The organism is Brevundimonas sp. Root1423, assembly GCF_001426805.1.
This window is the reverse complement of sequence record NZ_LMFL01000053.1, coordinates 1-16,357: the sequence shown is the minus strand read 5'-3', so window position 1 is coordinate 16,357 and position 16,357 is coordinate 1. Positions and strand designations below refer to the sequence as shown.

The window sequence follows — 16,357 nt, the reverse complement described above, 5'->3', positions numbered from 1 at the left end:
TCGACCGCCGAATGGGCGTGGATGGCSAGGGTCTTSAGMAGCTGGGCCTCGGCCTCGGTCAGGCGCTGGGGCTTGCCGTCCTTCGACAGCTCCAGCCGYTCCATGTCGAASACCGCSGGSCCCAGCTTGATCTCGCGCGGGGTCARSGGCTTGCCGCCGGTGCGGCGCAGGATGGCGTCGACSCGCAGSGCCAGTTCGCGCGGGTCGAAGGGYTTGGACATATAGTCGTCGGCGCCGCGCGACAGGCCCTCGATGCGGTCGTCGGGATCGCCGCGCGCGGTCAGCAGCAGGACGGGCGTCTTCGAGGTCTCGGCCTTGGACCGCACCCAGGTGGTCAGGTCGAAACCGCTCTCGCCCGGCATCATGACGTCCAGCACGACGAGGTCGAACTCGATCAGCTCCATCATCCGCTTGGCCGCGGCCGCGTGGGCGGCGCCGGTGACGCGATAGCCCTCGCGGGCGAGGAATTCCTTCAGCAGTTCGCGGATCCGGTCGTCGTCATCGACCACCAGCAGATGGCGGCCGGCGCCCGGGCCGGCGATCGGGCCGGACCGGCCATGGGAACGCACGTCGCTCATGCGGAAGCGACCCGCGAGCCGGTCCGGGCGTTGACCTGAGCGGTTCGGGGGGCTCTAACCCGGTGTTCTTCGCGGGAGACGTTATTCAATGGCCTTCGTTCCTTTCGACGATCGTGACGGGTGGATCTGGATGGACGGCGATTTCGTGCCCTGGCGGGAAGCGAAAACGCACGTTCTGACCCATGCCCTTCACTACGGCTCGTCGGTGTTCGAGGGTGAGCGTATGTACGGCGGCGAAATCTTCAAGCTGACCCCGCATAGCGAACGCCTGAAGCGCTCTGCAAACCTGCTTGATTTCGACCTTCCGTACAGCGTGGCCGAGATCGACGCGGCCTGCAAGGAAACCTGCGAAAAGATGGGCCTGTCCGACTGCTATGTGCGGCCGGTGGCCTACCGTGGCCCCGAACAGGTCAGTGTCTCGACCCTGCACAACAAGACCCATGTGGCGATCGCCGTCTGGGAGTGGCCGAGCTATTTCGACGCCGAGACCAAGGCGAAGGGTATCCGGATGGAGTGGGCCAAATGGCGCCGGCCCGACCCGATGACCGCCCCGTCGGCCGCCAAGGCTGCGGGCCTCTACATGATCTGCACCATGTCGAAGACGGCGGCCGAGAAGCGCGGCTATTCGGACGCCATGATGCTGGACTGGCGCGGCTATGTCGCCGAGGCCACCGGGGCCAACGTCTTCTTCGTCCAGGACGGGGTCCTGCACACGCCGCCGGTCGACGCCATCCTGGACGGCATCACGCGCCAGACCGTCATCGAGATGGCGGCGGCCAAGGGCATCGAGGTGGTCGTGCGCCACATCCGGCCCGAGGAGCTGGCGACCTTCAGCGAATGCTTCGTCACCGGCACGGCCGCCGAGGTGACGCCGGTGAGCGAGATCGGCGAATACCGATTCACTCCCGGCGCCCTGAGCCTCGGCCTGATGGAAGACTACGGCCGGCTGGTGCGGCGCCAGTAGCTAGAAGCGGGCGCTGAGGGTCAGCCGTGCGTTCAGCGGCGCCCCGGTCGAGATGTTGTTGTTGTTGTGCGCGTCCGGGAAGTAGGTCGTGTCGAGCAGGTTTTCGATGTTCAGCTGAAGCTCGACGTCGTCGCTGACCCGATAGAAGGCGGCGGCGTCCACGCGGGTGAAGGCGGGCAGCCGCGTGGTCGCCGCCGACGTCCGGATGGCCGCATACTGGCCAGCCTGATGTATGACGCCGAGGCCAAAGCCCAGCCGGCGGTTCACATCGTAGCGGTTCCAGAGACTGAAGTGGTGCTCCGGCGTCTGCGCCAGCCGCACCGAGTCGTTGCCCTGCAGACGGGCGTCCAGCCAGGCGTAACCACCGCTGACCTGCCAGTTGGGCCGTACACGGCCGGTCACCGCCAGCTCGAGACCCTCGGTGCGGGTCTCGCCGACATTGATCGTGACGGTGGGGTTCTGCGGATCCGGCGTGGTCGCATTCGTCCGATCCAGCCGGAAGAGCGCCGCCGTGACGTTGAGGTTCGGTCGAATGTCCCATTTCGCGCCGATCTCGTGGTTGGTGAACTCCTCGGGCTCCAGATTCTGCTGGGTCGTCGACAGGGACAGGAACTGGTCGCCCGAGCGCGGCAGGAACGACTGGCTGTAGCTGCCGTAGAGCGAGACCTCGGGGCGCGGTTTGTAGATCAGCCCCAGCCGCGGCGAGACCTTTTCGTCAAGCCGGGCGAAGGGGCGGTCCGGGTTGGGTTGCAGGTCGACGCCGGTGATGTCGAAACGGTCGTATCGCAGGCCGGCCACGACCTGAAGACGGTCGCCCAGACTGATCTGGTCCTGGACATAGGCCGAGACCGACTCGACGTTCGAGATCGTGTCGCGGTTGAGCGCCGGGAACGTCACCGTGGGGAAGACCGGATTGGCCAGGCTCACGGTGGAGCTGGACAGGACGCCGTTGCGGCGCTGGTTGGCGGAGTCCTGGTCGCCGTATTCGAGGCCGAACAGGACCTTGTGGATCATCCCCCCTGCCGACACGTCCCAGACGAGGTTGCTCTGGATCAGCAGGTTCTGCCGGGTGGTGGGGTCGGTGTAGGCCGCCAGCGGGACCGTACCGGTCTGCGAGGAGGCTGGTCCGTTGGCGAAGGCGTTGGTGTAGACCTTGTCGTAGTCGCCGTAGACGATCGTGGTTGAAACCTCGACATTGTCCGACAGGGCGCCGTCGATCCGGAGCTTCGCGATGTGCGCCTCCAGCGTCGTGCGGTTCACGCCGGGCACGCCGAAGAACCGGTCGCGATAGCCGGTCAGCGGCGCACCGCCCAACGACGGGACTCCGCGGTCGACGACGCGATCGTCGTTGACGTACTCGTACGAGAGGCCCGCGCGCCAGGCGGAGCCGAATTCCGCCGCCAGATAGGGGTTCACCGCGTACCGCTCGCCTTCGAAGTGGTCGCGGTGGTTGTCGAGCTTCTCATAGACCCCGTTGAGCCGGACCGCCGCCATGGCGCCGATCGGCGCGTTCATGTCGGCTGAAAGGTCCCACGCGCCGAAGCTGTTTGCGCTCGCCCGCCCCGAGGCGAAGGCGCCGCCGGCGCTCGGGGTCTTCTGCACCCGGTTGATGATGCCGCCGCCGCCCCCGCGGCCGAAGATCAGGGCATAGGGCCCCTTGAGCACCTCCACCCGCTCGAGATTGTAGAGACCGCGGAAATACTGGGTGTCGTCGCGCACCCCGTCGAGGAAGAAGTCGGCCGTGGTGTTCTGACCGCGCAGGGTGATCTGGTCGCGATTGCCTTCGCCCTGGCCCACCGTCGTTCCGGGCACATAGCGCAGCAACTCGCCGAGGCTGCGCAAAGCCTGATCGTCCAGCTGTTCGCGCGTCACGACGCTGACGCTCTGGGGCACGTTCAGCAGCGGCGTGTCCGTCTTGGTCGCGGTCACCGAGTTCAACGCGACATAGCCCTGACTCCGCCCCGTGACGAGGACGGGCTCCAGTTCCGCCGGCTCCTGGGCCAGGGCGAGAGTCGGAAGGGCCAGGAGGATGGCGGTCGTCGTCAGAAGGGTGCGCATGAATCTCGGATCGCTTGGCTGAACGGGGGAGGATGAGGGGAAATAATGCGATGCATTCTCATTATCAACACATTTCCGCGAGGATGCGGAAGGTTTCGGGCGAGCGGCAAAGGGCAGAGACGGAGAGGCGGGAGGCGGCGTTCGCCCTGACCGCGCTTGCGCCTCCTCACGGTCTCCGGCAGCAAGGGGGAATCCTGGGGAGCCGTTCATGTTCAGCCTGCTGAATCTCCAGAGCCTGTTCGGGCTCGTCGTCATCGTCGCCGCCTGCTGGGCCCTGTCCGAGAACCGGCGCGCCTTTCCGTGGCGGCTGACGCTGGGAGCCGTCGCGGTGCAGGCGGCGCTGGTGATGGCGTTGTTCGCCATTCCCGGCTCGCAGAACGTGCTGGCGGCCATCACCGGGGCGGTGGACGGGCTGAACACGGCGACCCAGAGGGGAACCCAGTTCGTGTTCGGCTATCTGGCCGGGGGCGACCAGCCCTATGCCGTGACCAATGACGGAGCCCTGTTCACCTTCGCCTTCCAGGTCCTGCCGCTGATTCTGGTGATCTCGGCCCTGTCGGCCCTGCTGTGGCACTGGAAGGTGCTGAAGTGGCTCACCCACGGATTCGGCATCCTGTTCCAGCGCACCATGGGCTTGGGCGGGGCCTCGGCGCTGGCGGTGGCGGCCAACATCTTTCTCGGCATGATCGAGAGCCCGATCGTGATCCGGGCCTATCTCGACAAGCTGACCCGGTCCGAGCTGTTCCTGATGATGGTGGTCGGTCTGGCCACGGTCGCCGGGTCCACCATGGTGGCCTATGCGGCGATCCTGTCGCCCGTGATGCAGAACGCCGCGGGCCATGTGCTGGTGGCCTCGATCGTCTCGGCCCCCGCCGGCGTGCTGCTGGCCCGCATCATGATCCCCGAGACCCCGGGCGAGGGCGGGGCGCACGCCGACTACAACTCGGCCCTGAAGTACGACAGCGCCATCGACGCCATCGTCAAGGGCACCGCCGACGGCCTGATGGTGGTGCTGAACATCTCGGCGGTGCTGATCGTGTTCGTGGCCCTGGTGGCCCTGGTCAACGTCATGCTGGGCGGCTTCTGGCTGTTCGGCGATCACGTCACGGTCGAGCGGCTGCTGGGCTGGCTGTTCATGCCGGTGGCCTGGCTGACCGGCGTGGAGTGGTCCGAGGCGGGCAAGGCCGGCTGGCTGCTGGGGGTCAAGCTTACCCTGACCGAGTTCGTGGCCTTCATCGAACTGGGCAAGATACCGGCGGGCGAGATGAGCGAACGCACCCGGATGCTAATGACCTACGCCCTGTGCGGCTTCGCCAACATCGGCTCGGTGGGCATCACCGTGACCGGCCTCAGCGTGCTGATGCCCGAGCGGCGCGAGGAGGTGCTGGGGCTGGTGTGGAAGGGGCTGTTCGCCGGTTTCCTGGCCACCCTGATGACCGCGGCCATTGTGGGGGCGATGCCCGCCGCCATATTCCGCTGACGCCGGAGACCGCACGATGAAGCTCTACACCTCGCACCGCGCCCCCAATCCCCGCCGGGTGCGCTGGGTCATGGCCGAGAAGGGCATCGAGGACGTCGAGCTGGTCGAGATCGACATCATGGTGGGGGAACACAAGACGCCCGAATACCGCACCCGCGTAGGCGTGCCGCATGTGCCGGCGCTGGAGCTGGACGACGGCACGACGATCTCGGAATCCATCGCCATCGGCCGCTATCTGGAGGCCCTGCACCCGGAGCCCAACCTGTTCGGCCGCGACGCCCGCGAGCAGGCGGTGATCGAGATGTGGACGCGCCGGTGCGAGTTCTACCTGGCCAATCCGCTGATGCTGACCGTGCGCCATTCGCACCCGGCCCTTGCGGCGCTGGAGGCGTCCCAGGTCCCGCAGGTGGCCGAGCACAACCGGGCGGGGGCGGAGAAATTCATGAAGTCGCTGGACCGCCGCCTGGCCGAGCACGAGTTCCTGGCGGAGGACCGGTTCACCATCGCCGACATCGTCGGCGTGGTCGGCCTGGATTTCGCGCGGCTGATCAAATACCGGCCGCCGGAGGAGCTGACCCATCTGGCGCGCTGGCTGGAGACCTGCCGCGCGCGGCCGGGGGCGAAGGCGGGGGCCTGACCGGACGATAAAAAACAGTCTCATGAGTCTCATGAGTCTGATCCGTCCCGGGGGAGCGGTCGGCGACTGCAGCTGAATTCGATTGTCAAAGACCGGCCCCCAAGGGGGTTCGGCCAATGAAGCATCCGCCTGCGTCAGTTCTGGTCGCAGATCCCCAACTTCTTGAATCCGTCATCCTCGGACTTGTGCCGAGGATGACGGATGTGGGGGCTATCGAGCAGCCTAGTCCTGATGTTCGATGACATGCCGTCCGCGCACCATGCGGACGAAGGGCAGGGGGCGTGCGGGATGAGCCAGCCGCTCCGACACCTCGTCCAGCACGAAGCGGGTGATGGCGGGCAGATCGACAGCGCGCGCCTCGTCCAGCGGCAGCCAGGCGATCTCGTCGAGTTCGCCCGAGCCGGCGGTCGGCTCCGGATGGAGCAGGGCCTTGGCGTCGGCCATGAAGAAGCGGGCGTCGAAACGGCGTGAGCGGCCGGGAGGGGTGATGGCGCGGGCGACATAGGACAGGGCCGCCAGATCGGGCAGGGCGCCGACCGCCCGGAACTCGCGCCACGGCCCGGCGACCGAGACGACGGGCGCGGGCTCGGCCAGCAGCAGGCCCGTCTCCTCGAAGGTTTCGCGGACGGCGGTCAGGGCGAGGGCGCGCGCGCGGCGGGCCGACATCTCGCGGGTCAGACGGATCGTTTCGGCGTGGGGCAGGTCGTTGGCCGAGGCCGCCGCGAAGTCGGACCGGTCGATGCGGCCGCCGGGGAAGACCCATTTCGCCGCCATGAAGACGTGGCCGGGCGCGCGGCGGCCCATCAGCACCTCGGGCCCGCCCTTGCGGACCCGGGTCAGGATCAGGGTGGCGGCGTCCCTGGGCTTCTGCCGGTCACCGGTGCGCGGGGCGTCGGCGAAGTCCTGCGCGGAGTCGAAGGGCTGGGAATTGGCGGGGGGCATCGGTTGTCTTTAGCATGGGCCGAGGCCTCGCCTACGGGAAGCACGCCATGACCCTGATCGCCGCCGAACCGCAGCTGTTCGTCACCGATATGCAGGCGGCCCTGGACCACTATACGGACGGGCTCGGGTTCCGGATCGCCTTCGCCTGGGGCGAGCCGGTGGTCTACGCCCAGGTCGTGCGCGAGGGCGCGCAGTTGAACCTGCGCCAGGTCGACGGGCCCGTGTTCGCGGAGGCGTTCCGTAAGGCCGAAGGCGATGTCCTGTCGGCCACGGTGACCACGGCCGACGTCGAGGGCCTGTACCGCGAATTCACTGACGCCGGTCTGGCCTTCCATCGGGCCCTCTGCACCGAGCCTTGGGGCGCGCGGACCTTCATCGTCGCCGATCCGGCCGGAAACCTGATCCTCTTCGCCGGTTCCTGATTGCCTTGTCATCCCGGACGCCGCGCAGCGCTGATCCGGGACGCAGACGCCGGTGATCTTGTCATCCCGGGCGGCCCCTCAGGGTCGAACCGGGAGAAAGGCGGCGGCCTTCGCCCGGCTCAGGGCCGGGCGCGAGGTATTGTCCTGTGGGCCGTCCCGGATAGCCGCTGCGCGGCTTCCGGGCTGACAAAAGGACCTAGCGCCGCTTGCCCTTGCGGACGCCCTTCAGCCCGCCCGAGGGGCGGCCGCCCTTGGGGGGCTTGGGACCGCCGGGACGCCCGCCGCCGCGCTTGGGGAAGTCGCCGCCGCCCCGGCCGCGGACGCCCAGACGGGCCGCGGGCGCGTTCGGATCGCGCGGCGCCGGTTCCGACAGCATTTCGAACACCAGACCGCCGGTGATCGGCGTGGCCTCCTTCAGCCTGACCTCGACGGTGCGGCCCAGCGTCCAGCGCTGGCCCGAGCGTTCGCCGATCAGGGCGTGCTGCTTCTCGTCGTGGTGGAAATATTCGCCGCCCAGCGACGACACGGGCACGAGGCCGTCTGCCCCGGTCTCGTGCAGCCGCACGAACAGGCCGAAGCGGGTCACGCCGGTGACGCGGCCGGGGAAGGTCGCCCCCACCCGCTCCTGCAGGAAGGCGGCCATGTAGCGGTCCATGGCGGCGCGCTCGGCGGCCATGGAGCGGCGCTCGGTCATGGTCACCTGTTCGGCGATGGCCGGCAGTTCCGTGACTTCGCGGTCGGTCAGCCCGTCCTTGCCCAGACCCAGGGCGCGGATCAGTCCGCGGTGGACGATCAGGTCGGAATAGCGCCGGATCGGCGAGGTGAAGTGGGCGTAGCGGTCGAGGTTGAGACCGAAGTGGCCGACGTTCTCGGCCGAATAGATGGCCTGCATCTGGCTGCGCAGGACCACTTCATTGACGACCTCGGCGTGGTCGCCGCCGCGCGTCTCGTCCAGCAGCTTGTTGAACCGCTTGGTCGTGGCCGGCTCGCCCTTGGTCCACGTCTTGCCGATGGTCTGGAGGAAGTCGCCGAGGTTGAACAGCTTCTCCTGGCTGGGCGCGTCGTGGACGCGGTACAGCAGGGGCGTCTTCTTCTGCTCCAGCGTCTCGGCGGCGCAGACATTGGCCTGGATCATCATCTCCTCGATCAGCCGGTGGGCCTCGAGACTGACGCGAGGCTCGATCGAGATGATCTGGCCCTGGTCGTTCATGCGGATGCGGCGTTCGGGGCTCTCGATGGCCAGGGGGCTGCGCTTCAGCCGGCCCTTCAGCATCGTCCGGTAGGCGTTCCACAGCGGATAGAGGATGGCCTCCATGATCGGGCCGGTCGCGTCGTCGGTCTGGCCGTCGATGGCCGCCTGGGCCTGTTCGTAGGACAGCTTGGCCTGCGACCGCATCAGGCCGCGGACGAATTTGTGCCCGGTCTTCCGGCCGTCCCTGTCGAAGACCATGCGCACGGCCATGCAGGCGCGGTTCTCGCCTTCCTTGAGGCTGCACAGGCCGTTGGACAGGCGTTCGGGCAGCATCGGCTCGACGCGGTCGGGGAAGTAGGTGGAGTTGCCCTTGTCGCGCGCCTCGCGGTCGAGATTGGTGTTGGGGCGGACGTAGGCGGCGACGTCGGCGATGGCGACCCAGACGACCCAGCCGTCGGGGTTCTTCGGGTCGTCGTCGCGCATGGCGTAGACGGCGTCGTCGTGGTCGCGGGCGTCGGCGGGGTCGATGGTGATCAGCGGCAGGTCGCGCAGGTCCTCGCGGCCCTTCAGCGACGGAAGCTCCTGATCCTCGGCCTCCTTCTCGACAGCCTCGGAGAAGCCCATCGGCACATTGTGGGCGGCGATGGCGATCAGGGAGGCGGCGCGGGCGTCGCCTTCGTGGCCGATCTTCTCGAGGATCTTGCCGCGCTTGGGACCATAGCGCTGGTCGCCCTTTTCTATGGCGGCCAGAACCAGATCGCCGTCGCGAAGGCCCTCGGCCTGGGCGTGGGGGACCAGCAGGACGTCCTTGGAGCGGCGGTCGACGGGTTCGACCCGGACCTCCTTGTTGGACTTGCGGATGACGCCGAGCACCTTGTTGGCGCCGGCGTCGAGGGTCTTGATCAGCCGGGCTTCCCAGCCGTCCTCGCCGCGGGCGAATTTGACCAGGACGCGGTCGCCCATCCCGGGCGCGGGTCCGGGCTTGTCGTTGTCGGGGACCAGCAGGGCGCGCGGGGCGTCGGCCGAGGCCTCGACCAGACGGACGTAGAGTTCGCCGTCCATGTCGCGCTCGACCACATCGGCGACGCCGACGGCGGGCAGGGCGCCGACCTCGGAGAAGCCCTTGCGGCCGCGCTTGCCCAGCTTGCCGGCCTCTTCGAGGGCGCGGATCATTTCGCGCAGGGCGCGGCGTTCGCCGCCCTTGAGGCCGAAGTGGCGGGCGATATCGGTTTTCTCGGCTGATCCGGCTTCGCGGAGGAAGGCGATCAGCGTGTCTTCGTCGGGGAGTCCGGCGACGGGCCGGCGGGGTGATTTGCTCATTTGTATCCTTGATAACGCACGACCGGCCTCTTCGGAGGCGAAATCTTGCGTCGCTTGTGATGGAAAGAGGCTGCGCCTAGCTTCCGGCGCGAACCTTCCGGAGTGTTTGAATGTCGTTGGCCGCCACCCCTGTCCTGTCCGGTCCGACCGGCTCCCTGCTGGACCTGATCGGCAAGACGCCGATGGTGGAGGTGACGAAGATCGACACCGGGCCGTGCCGCCTGTTCCTCAAGCTGGAGGCCCAGAACCCGGGCGGGTCGATCAAGGACCGCATCGCCCTGTCGATGATCGCGGCGGCCGAGGCGGAGGGGTTTCTGAAGCCCGGCGGCACCATCGTCGAGGCGACGGCCGGCAACACGGGGCTGGCGCTGACGCTGGTGGGTCAGGCCAAGGGCTATAAGGTGCTGCTGGTCATCCCGGACAAGATGTCCAAGGAAAAGATCCAGCATCTCAGGGCCATGGGCGCCGATGTTCGGCTGACGCGTTCGGACGTGCCGCACGGGCATCCGGAATATTACACCGACATGGCCGAGCGGCTGGCGCAGCAGATTCCGGGCGGCTTCTACGTCAACCAGTTCGCCAACGACGCCAACTCCCTGGCCCATTTCCAGACCACGGGTCCGGAGATCTGGGAACAGATGGGCGGCGACATCGACGCCTTCGTGGCCGGCATCGGCTCGGGCGGCACCATCACCGGCATCGCCCAGTATCTGAAGAGCGTGGGATCGAAGGCCGAGATCATCCTGGCCGATCCGGTCGGCTCGACCCTGGCGGGGATCGTCAACGAGGGCGTTCCCGGGCCGGAGGGCAGCTACACCGTCGAGGGCATCGGCCAGAATTTCGTGCCCGACACCGCGAAGATGGAACTGATCGACAGGGCCTATTCGATCCCCGACGCCGAGGCGATCGCGACGGTGCGCGAACTGCTGCTCAAGGAAGGCGTCCTGGCCGGCTCGTCATCGGGAACGCTGATCGCCGCCGCCCTGCGCTGGTGCCGCGAACAGACCGAACCGAAGCGGGTCGTGACCTTCGTCTGCGACACCGGCGCCAAATACCTGTCCAAGGTCTACAACGACGCCTGGCTGGCCGATCAGGGACTGGGCGACCAGCCGCTGCATGGCGACCTGTCGGACCTGATCTCGCGCAAATACGAGAAGGGCGACGTGGTGGTGGCGGGGCCGGACGATACGCTGGACACCGCCTTCAAGCGGATGCGGGGCGCCGACGTGTCCCAGCTGCCGATCATTCAGGACGGCCGGCTGGTGGGCATCCTGGACGAGAGCGACATCGTCCATGTGATGAACACCGACGAGATCACGCGGCAGGAGCGTTTCAAAAAGCCGGTCGGCGCGGTGATGACGCGGGACCTCGACACCGTTCAGGTCGGCGAAAGCCTGGACGCCCTGATCCCGCTGTTCGACCGCGATCGCGTGGCGATCGTGCTGGACGGCGAGAAATTCGTGGGCCTGATCACCCGGACCGACCTGATCAATCACCTGAGCCTGAACCGCTAGGTCGCTGCGCCAGGCTGGGGCGCTGTGGCGTCGGGGTGTTCATGGTGTGGCGAATTCGTGGCGAATCGTCTGGACGGCGGCGAATTTGTAGGCCTGACTGAGGGCTGGACCTCTTTTCCAGTCGAGACGATCGATGACCCGCTTGCCGACCCTTGGCCTCGCCGCCGCCAGCCTGTTCTTGCTGGCGGCGCCCGCCTCCGCCCATACCCCTCCGCAAGCCGCACCCGCGGCGCCCTCCGCGACGGGGTGCCCGGACGATGTGCGCCAGAATGCGACGCGCGAGCTGATCGAGTTCACCAGCGACGGCCACGCCATCCACGCCCTCATCTACAAGCCGCGCTACCACAACGGAGCCGCCGTCGTGCTGCTGCCCGGCGCACTGGGGTTTGGCGGAGACGCCCAGCGCTTTGACCCTCACGCCATCCAGCTGGCGTCGCGCGGCTATGTCGTGCTGGTCGCGAACTATTTTGACGCCCGCCCCTTCCGTGCGCGACGGACGGGCGTGGACATGGTCGCCTGGGCCCGGGTCGGGGCGGATGCGGTGCGCTTCGTCGGCGCCCAGCCGAACGTCGATCCGCAGCGGGTCGCGTTGTGGGGCTATTCCTACGGCGGCTTCCTGGCCACCGACGGCTCGGTGGTTCCGGACGCCCCCGCAGCCCTCGCCATCGGTCTGGAAACTGGCACGGACATCTGGAGCGAGCCCTCGCGCGGGCGACGCGAAATGCCGGTGCTGTTGATCCACGGGCGCGCCGATACGGCGGTCAGCCCCAGCTCGATGCGCAGCCTGGCCGCCAATCTCCGCCTGCGAGGCGCGACCGTCGACGTTCAGATGCTGGACTCGCGCGATCACGAGCTGAATCCCGCAGCCTGGTGCGAGGCGTTCCGCCTGACGCGGGGCTTCCTGGACGCCAACCTGCTGGTCGAGGGCGCTCCGCCGGTCCCGACGACGCCCGCCGGGTGAGCCGCCGATGCGCCGCCGCACCGGCCTGACCCCGCTCGCGGCGGCCGTGGCCACGGTCCTTGGGCTCGCGGGCGAGCCGGCCGCCATGGCGCAGGCTCCGCAAGCCGCGCCGCGCGTCGGCGTTCCCGGTTGCGCGGACGACGTGGCGGTGCGGGCGTCGCGCGAACTGATCACCTTCCGGAGCCGGGGCCGCCCGGTGCGGGCCCACCTCTACACCCCGCGCGGCGAGGTCAACGGAGCGGGGGTCGTGATGCTGCACGGCGGCACGGGGTTCGAGATGAACGCCATCCTGTTCGACGCCCACGCCATCCAGCTCGCCTCGCGCGGCTACCGCGTCATCCTGCCGGCCTATTTCGACGCTTCGAGGCCCGACCCGCGCCGGCGCACGGTCAACGCCCGGGCCTGGCGCGACGCGGCGCTGGACGCGGCCCGCCGTCTGGCCGCCGAGCCCGGGGTCTCTCCCGACCAGGTGGTCCTGTGGGGATACTCTCGCGGTGCGGGCGTCGCGGTCGATGCGGCCGCCGCGTCAGAGGGAGGCGTCCGTTCCGCGGTGATCGTGGCCGGGGGCGGAGGGGTCGACGAGACGCTGGAAGGCCGCGACCTGTCGTTTCTCCTGCTTCACGCCCGGCGGGACGAGGCCGTGCCCGTCCGCGCGACCCTGGAACTGGCCGACAGCCTTCGCGCGGCCGGCGCCGCGGTCGAGGTTCAGGCGCTCGACTTCGACGGGCATCAGTATGACCTGCCCACCTGGTGCTCGGTCATGGCGCTGACGCGGACCTTCGTCGAGGCCCGGCGCGAGCGGTCCGCGCCGCGTCCCGGCGCTCCGACGGGTTGAACTGTCGGCCCGTCCCGGCCATCTGTTCATGCCGCCTGAAACGGGCGGAAACTTCCCCCGCCGCCGGCCTTCCACACCCAGCACATCCGCCGCCCCGCCCAAGGACAGACCATGACCAAGCTGAAGAACAGCCAGGGGTTCTCGACCCGCGCCATCCACGCCGGCCAGCGGCCCGACCCGACGACGGGCGCGGTGATGACGCCGATCTACGCCACCTCGACCTACGCCCAGGAAAGCCCGGGCGTGAACAAGGGCTATGAATACGCCCGCGGCAAGAACCCGACACGCGAGGCGTTCGAGGCCTGTCTGGCCGATCTGGAGGGCGGGANGCCCAGGAAAGCCCGGGCGTGAACAAGGGCTATGAATACGCCCGCGGCAAGAACCCGACACGCGAGGCGTTCGAGGCCTGTCTGGCCGATCTGGAGGGCGGGACGCACGGCTTCGGCTTCGCCAGCGGCATGGCGGCGACCTCGACGGCGCTGGAGCTGCTGGACGCCGGCTCGCACATCGTCACCGGCGACGACCTGTACGGCGGCTCGTGGCGGCTGTTCGAGCGGGTGCGGCGCCGGTCGATGGGGCTGGACTTCGCCTATGTCGACCTCAGCGATCTGGCGAAGGTCGAGGCGGCGATCACGCCGAAGACCAGGCTGATCTGGGCCGAGACCCCGACCAATCCGTTGATGAAGCTGGCCGACATCGAAGGCCTGTCCCGGATCGCCAGGGCGCACGGCCTGCTGCTGATCGTCGACAACACCTTCGCCACGCCGTGGAGCCAGCAGCCGCTGAAGCTGGGCGCCGACGTGGTCATGCATTCGGCGACCAAATATCTGAACGGCCACTCCGACATCATCGGCGGCGCGCTGGTGACGGCCAACCCCGACCTGGCGAAGGAGATCAAATTCCTCCAGAATTCGATCGGCGGGGTGATGGGGCCGTTCGACGCCTTCCTGGCCAACCGGGGCCTCAAGACGCTCGGCCTGCGCATGAAGGCGCACAACGAGAACGCCATGGCCGTGGCGCGCTGGCTGGAAGACCGGAAAGGGGTGGCGAAGGTCATCTATCCCGGGCTGATCAGCCACCCGCAGCACGCCCTGGCGTCACGCCAGATGAACGGCCAGTACGGCGGCATGGTCACGGTCCTGATCGACGGCGATCTGGAGCGGACCAGGCGGGTGCTGGAGCGGGTTCAGGTCTTCACCCTGGCGGAGTCTCTGGGCGGCGTCGAAAGCCTGGTCAACCACCCGGCCATCATGACCCACGCCTCGGTGCCGAAGGAGGTCCGCGAGGCGGGCGGCGTGACCGACAACCTGATCCGGCTGTCTGTCGGCGTGGAGGAGGTCGAGGATCTGATCGCGGACCTGGATCAGGCGCTGGGCTGATCGAGGGCCAGGCCCTGCGGCGTCATCCCGGGGTCAAGCCCGAGGATGACGGAGAGGGAGTGCGTCGGCTCAGGCGGCCTTGGAGTCGGGCAGGGCGGTCTGGTGGCCGGTGGCGGGGACGACCTTCTTCTTGGCCGGGGCGCGGGGCTTCTTCACGGCGGTCGTCTTGTCGGCGGCGCGGCGGGCCACTTCGGCGTCGATCAGGGGAATGACGTCGGCGGCCGAGGCGATCTGGGTGGGCGAGGCGGTGGTCGAGGCGGACAGGCGCAGGGCGTTCAGGCGCAGGGCCTTCAGGTCCGGGTCGCTCATGGTCGGGATCATGTCGGCAAGCGGGGTCATCGAAGTCTCCTGGGGTTGAAAAGCAGTCGGGCCGGCGCCTGTTCGGCAGCCGGCCCTTCCGTCAGCCGGGGATTACCCCCGGCAGGGTCGCTTGTCGGAAACTATTCGGCAGCCTTGAGGCGACCGGCCGATTCCTTGCCCGAACGCGAATCGCGTTCGACTTCGTAGGAAATCTTCTGATTTTCGTTGAGCGTGCCCAGGTCGGACGTTTCAACGGCCGAGGCGTGGACGAAAACGTCCTTGCCGCCGTCATCGGGGGCGATGAAGCCATAGCCCTTGGTGGAGTTGTACCATTTTACAGTGCCGGTAGCCATTTTGAGACCTCCGTTAGGCGTTGACCGCCGGAAGAGGTTCCGGATCGGCCTGTCGGGTCTGAATGGGATCGGCTTTGGACCTCGGTGCGCGATGCAAAGGGGCAGCAGCGTTTCGCAAGAGATCGACGAAGCCTCAAGTGGGCGCTTTCCGGGCGCCGTAGTTGACGCTTTNCGCTCTTCCGATCTACAGCCAGCCCCAGAAGACGAAGAAGGGCGTGGCCAGCAGCAGGGCTGTGGCGATCAGGATGTTGGCCAGCGGCCCGTCGACCTTCAGCGTCTTTTCGATCCGTTAGGCGTTGACCGCCGGAAGAGGTTCCGGATCGGCCTGTCGGGTCTGAATGGGATCGGCTTTGGACCTCGGTGCGCGATGCAAAGGGGCAGCAGCGTTTCGCAAGAGATCGACGTAGCCCCAAATGGGCCCTTTCCCTTCGAATAGCAAGCTCGATGATTCCGGACGGAGGGGGCGGAGCCCGACAGTGCAGGCTCCGCCGGGCTTTCGTCAGTCGGGCATGGAGACGGTGTCGGTGACGTGAATGACGCCGTTCGACTGGAAGACGTCGGCCTGGGTCACGGTGGCGACGCCGCCCTTTTCGTCGGTCAGGATCACGGAGTCTCCCCGCAGGGAGGCCGTGAGCACGCCGCCCTCGACGGTGGTCAGCGCCGCGCGACCGCCGCCGGTCCGGATACGGCCGATCAGGTCTGACGCGCTGACCCGTCCCGACACGACATGGTAGGTCAGGATCTTGGTCAGGGTCGCCTTGTTGGCCGGCTGGACCAGGCTGTCGACCGCACCGGCCGGGAGTTTGGCGAAGGCGGCGTTGGTCGGGGCGAAGACCGTGAAGGGGCCGGATCCTGACAGGGTCGGCACAAGACCGGCCGCGGTCACGGCGGCCACAAGGGTGGTGTGGTCGCGCGAGTTGACGGCGTTCTCGACGATGGTCCGGTTCGGATACATGGCGGCGCCGCCGACCATGACGGCGGCATTTGCGTCAGCGCCGGCGTCCATCGAGCCCATGCCATCCATGGAGGAACAGCCGGCGGCTGTGAGTGCGCCGGCAGCGAGGGCGGCCATGAGCAGGGTGCGGGTAGGGGTCAGTGTCATCTGCGTCTCTCCTGAGCGGCCGTCTATACGGCTCGGCGGAGAGACGGCGACCGGAGCGAGACGGATGCCGTATGACGACGATCTGCGGCGTCTGGCCACGCCCCGCAACCGGAAAGCGGGGTCGGACGTTGCAAGCCCCCAAAACGAAACGGCGGCGAAGGCTCCCGCCCTCGCCGCCGTCGAAATCATGCATCGGCCAAGGCCGACGCGGGACCTCAGCCTTCGGTCTTCAGCTGACCAGCCGATTCCTTGCCCGAACGCTTGTCGCGCTCGATTTCGTAGGAAACCTTCTGGTTTTCATCCAGGCCGCGCAGGCCCGC

15 protein-coding genes and 1 pseudogene are annotated in these 16,357 nt (G+C 68.0%); 9 read left to right on the top strand and 7 right to left on the bottom strand.

The window, feature by feature from the left end; genetic code table 11:
- Window positions 1-578, bottom strand: a 578-nt coding sequence (locus tag ASD25_RS25275) for a response regulator transcription factor (RefSeq protein ID WP_056621463.1), incomplete at its 3' end; no start/stop codon positions are given.
- Window positions 579-666: 88 nt separating this feature from the next.
- On the opposite strand from ASD25_RS25275, the gene ASD25_RS25270 reads away from it, so the two are divergent.
- Window positions 667-1,542: a branched-chain amino acid aminotransferase gene (locus ASD25_RS25270; protein WP_055828850.1), complete on the top strand. Its 876-nt coding sequence runs from the start codon at window positions 667-669 to the stop codon at window positions 1,540-1,542.
- Here ASD25_RS25270 and ASD25_RS25265 read toward each other — a convergent pair whose 3' ends face one another.
- Window positions 1,543-3,600 carry a TonB-dependent siderophore receptor gene (locus ASD25_RS25265; protein WP_055828852.1) on the bottom strand — a complete coding sequence of 686 codons (2,058 nt, stop codon included), beginning with the start codon at window positions 3,598-3,600 and terminating at the stop codon, window positions 1,543-1,545. It abuts the gene before it with no gap.
- 208 nt (window positions 3,601-3,808) lie between these two features.
- Here ASD25_RS25265 and ASD25_RS25260 point away from each other — a divergent pair, with 208 nt between their 5' ends.
- Both ASD25_RS25260 and ASD25_RS25255 read left to right on the top strand, forming a co-directional pair.
- On the top strand, window positions 3,809-5,080 hold the full coding sequence (locus ASD25_RS25260; RefSeq protein ID WP_055828854.1) for a NupC/NupG family nucleoside CNT transporter: 1,272 nt from the start codon (window positions 3,809-3,811) through the stop codon (window positions 5,078-5,080).
- 16 nt (window positions 5,081-5,096) lie between these two features.
- Window positions 5,097-5,717: a glutathione S-transferase family protein gene (locus tag ASD25_RS25255; protein ID WP_055828857.1), complete on the top strand. Its 621-nt coding sequence runs from the start codon at window positions 5,097-5,099 to the stop codon at window positions 5,715-5,717.
- Between the two features lie 222 nt (window positions 5,718-5,939).
- Here the strand turns inward: ASD25_RS25255 and ASD25_RS25250 are convergent, their stop codons facing one another.
- On the bottom strand, window positions 5,940-6,659 hold the full coding sequence (locus tag ASD25_RS25250) for an NUDIX domain-containing protein (protein ID WP_055828860.1): 720 nt from the start codon (window positions 6,657-6,659) through the stop codon (window positions 5,940-5,942).
- Between the two features lie 47 nt (window positions 6,660-6,706).
- On the opposite strand from ASD25_RS25250, the gene ASD25_RS25245 reads away from it, so the two are divergent.
- Window positions 6,707-7,081, top strand: a complete 375-nt coding sequence (locus ASD25_RS25245) for a VOC family protein (protein WP_055828863.1) — start codon at window positions 6,707-6,709, stop codon at window positions 7,079-7,081.
- Between the two features lie 196 nt (window positions 7,082-7,277).
- On the opposite strand, the gene rnr is transcribed toward ASD25_RS25245, so the two are convergent.
- Window positions 7,278-9,593 (bottom strand): ribonuclease R, encoded by a 2,316-nt coding sequence (rnr, locus tag ASD25_RS25240; protein WP_055828865.1) that lies wholly within the window; start codon window positions 9,591-9,593, stop codon window positions 7,278-7,280.
- 110 nt (window positions 9,594-9,703) lie between these two features.
- Between rnr and ASD25_RS25235 the strand changes: the two genes are divergently transcribed.
- The 5 genes and pseudogenes from ASD25_RS25235 to ASD25_RS25220 all read left to right on the top strand — a co-directional run.
- A complete protein-coding gene (locus ASD25_RS25235; protein WP_055828868.1) occupies window positions 9,704-11,107 on the top strand; it encodes a cystathionine beta-synthase in 1,404 nt (467 codons plus the stop codon).
- Between the two features lie 133 nt (window positions 11,108-11,240).
- The gene (locus ASD25_RS25230) at window positions 11,241-12,068 is read left to right on the top strand and encodes a S9 family peptidase (protein ID WP_055828871.1); all 828 of its coding nucleotides are present in this window, start codon (window positions 11,241-11,243) and stop codon (window positions 12,066-12,068) included.
- Window positions 12,069-12,075: 7 nt separating this feature from the next.
- A complete protein-coding gene (locus ASD25_RS25225) occupies window positions 12,076-12,903 on the top strand; it encodes a S9 family peptidase (RefSeq protein ID WP_055828875.1) in 828 nt (275 codons plus the stop codon).
- Window positions 12,904-13,014: 111 nt separating this feature from the next.
- A pseudogene (locus ASD25_RS32470) lies at window positions 13,015-13,231 on the top strand (PLP-dependent transferase); the annotation flags it as partial.
- Between the two features lies 1 nt (window position 13,232).
- Window positions 13,233-14,282, top strand: a 1,050-nt coding sequence (locus tag ASD25_RS25220) for a PLP-dependent aspartate aminotransferase family protein (protein ID WP_235562883.1), incomplete at its 5' end; no start/stop codon positions are given.
- A 69-nt stretch (window positions 14,283-14,351) separates the two neighbouring features.
- On the opposite strand, the gene ASD25_RS25215 is transcribed toward ASD25_RS25220, so the two are convergent.
- The 3 genes from ASD25_RS25215 to ASD25_RS25205 all read right to left on the bottom strand — a co-directional run bounded on the left by ASD25_RS25215 (window position 14,352) and on the right by ASD25_RS25205 (window position 16,037).
- A complete protein-coding gene (locus ASD25_RS25215; protein WP_055828881.1) occupies window positions 14,352-14,621 on the bottom strand; it encodes a hypothetical protein in 270 nt (89 codons plus the stop codon).
- Window positions 14,622-14,722: 101 nt separating this feature from the next.
- Window positions 14,723-14,935 (bottom strand): cold-shock protein, encoded by a 213-nt coding sequence (locus tag ASD25_RS25210; RefSeq protein ID WP_055828885.1) that lies wholly within the window; start codon window positions 14,933-14,935, stop codon window positions 14,723-14,725.
- A gap of 499 nt (window positions 14,936-15,434) precedes the next feature.
- A complete protein-coding gene (locus ASD25_RS25205; RefSeq protein WP_082560038.1) occupies window positions 15,435-16,037 on the bottom strand; it encodes a fasciclin domain-containing protein in 603 nt (200 codons plus the stop codon).
- Window positions 16,038-16,357 lie beyond the last annotated feature (320 nt).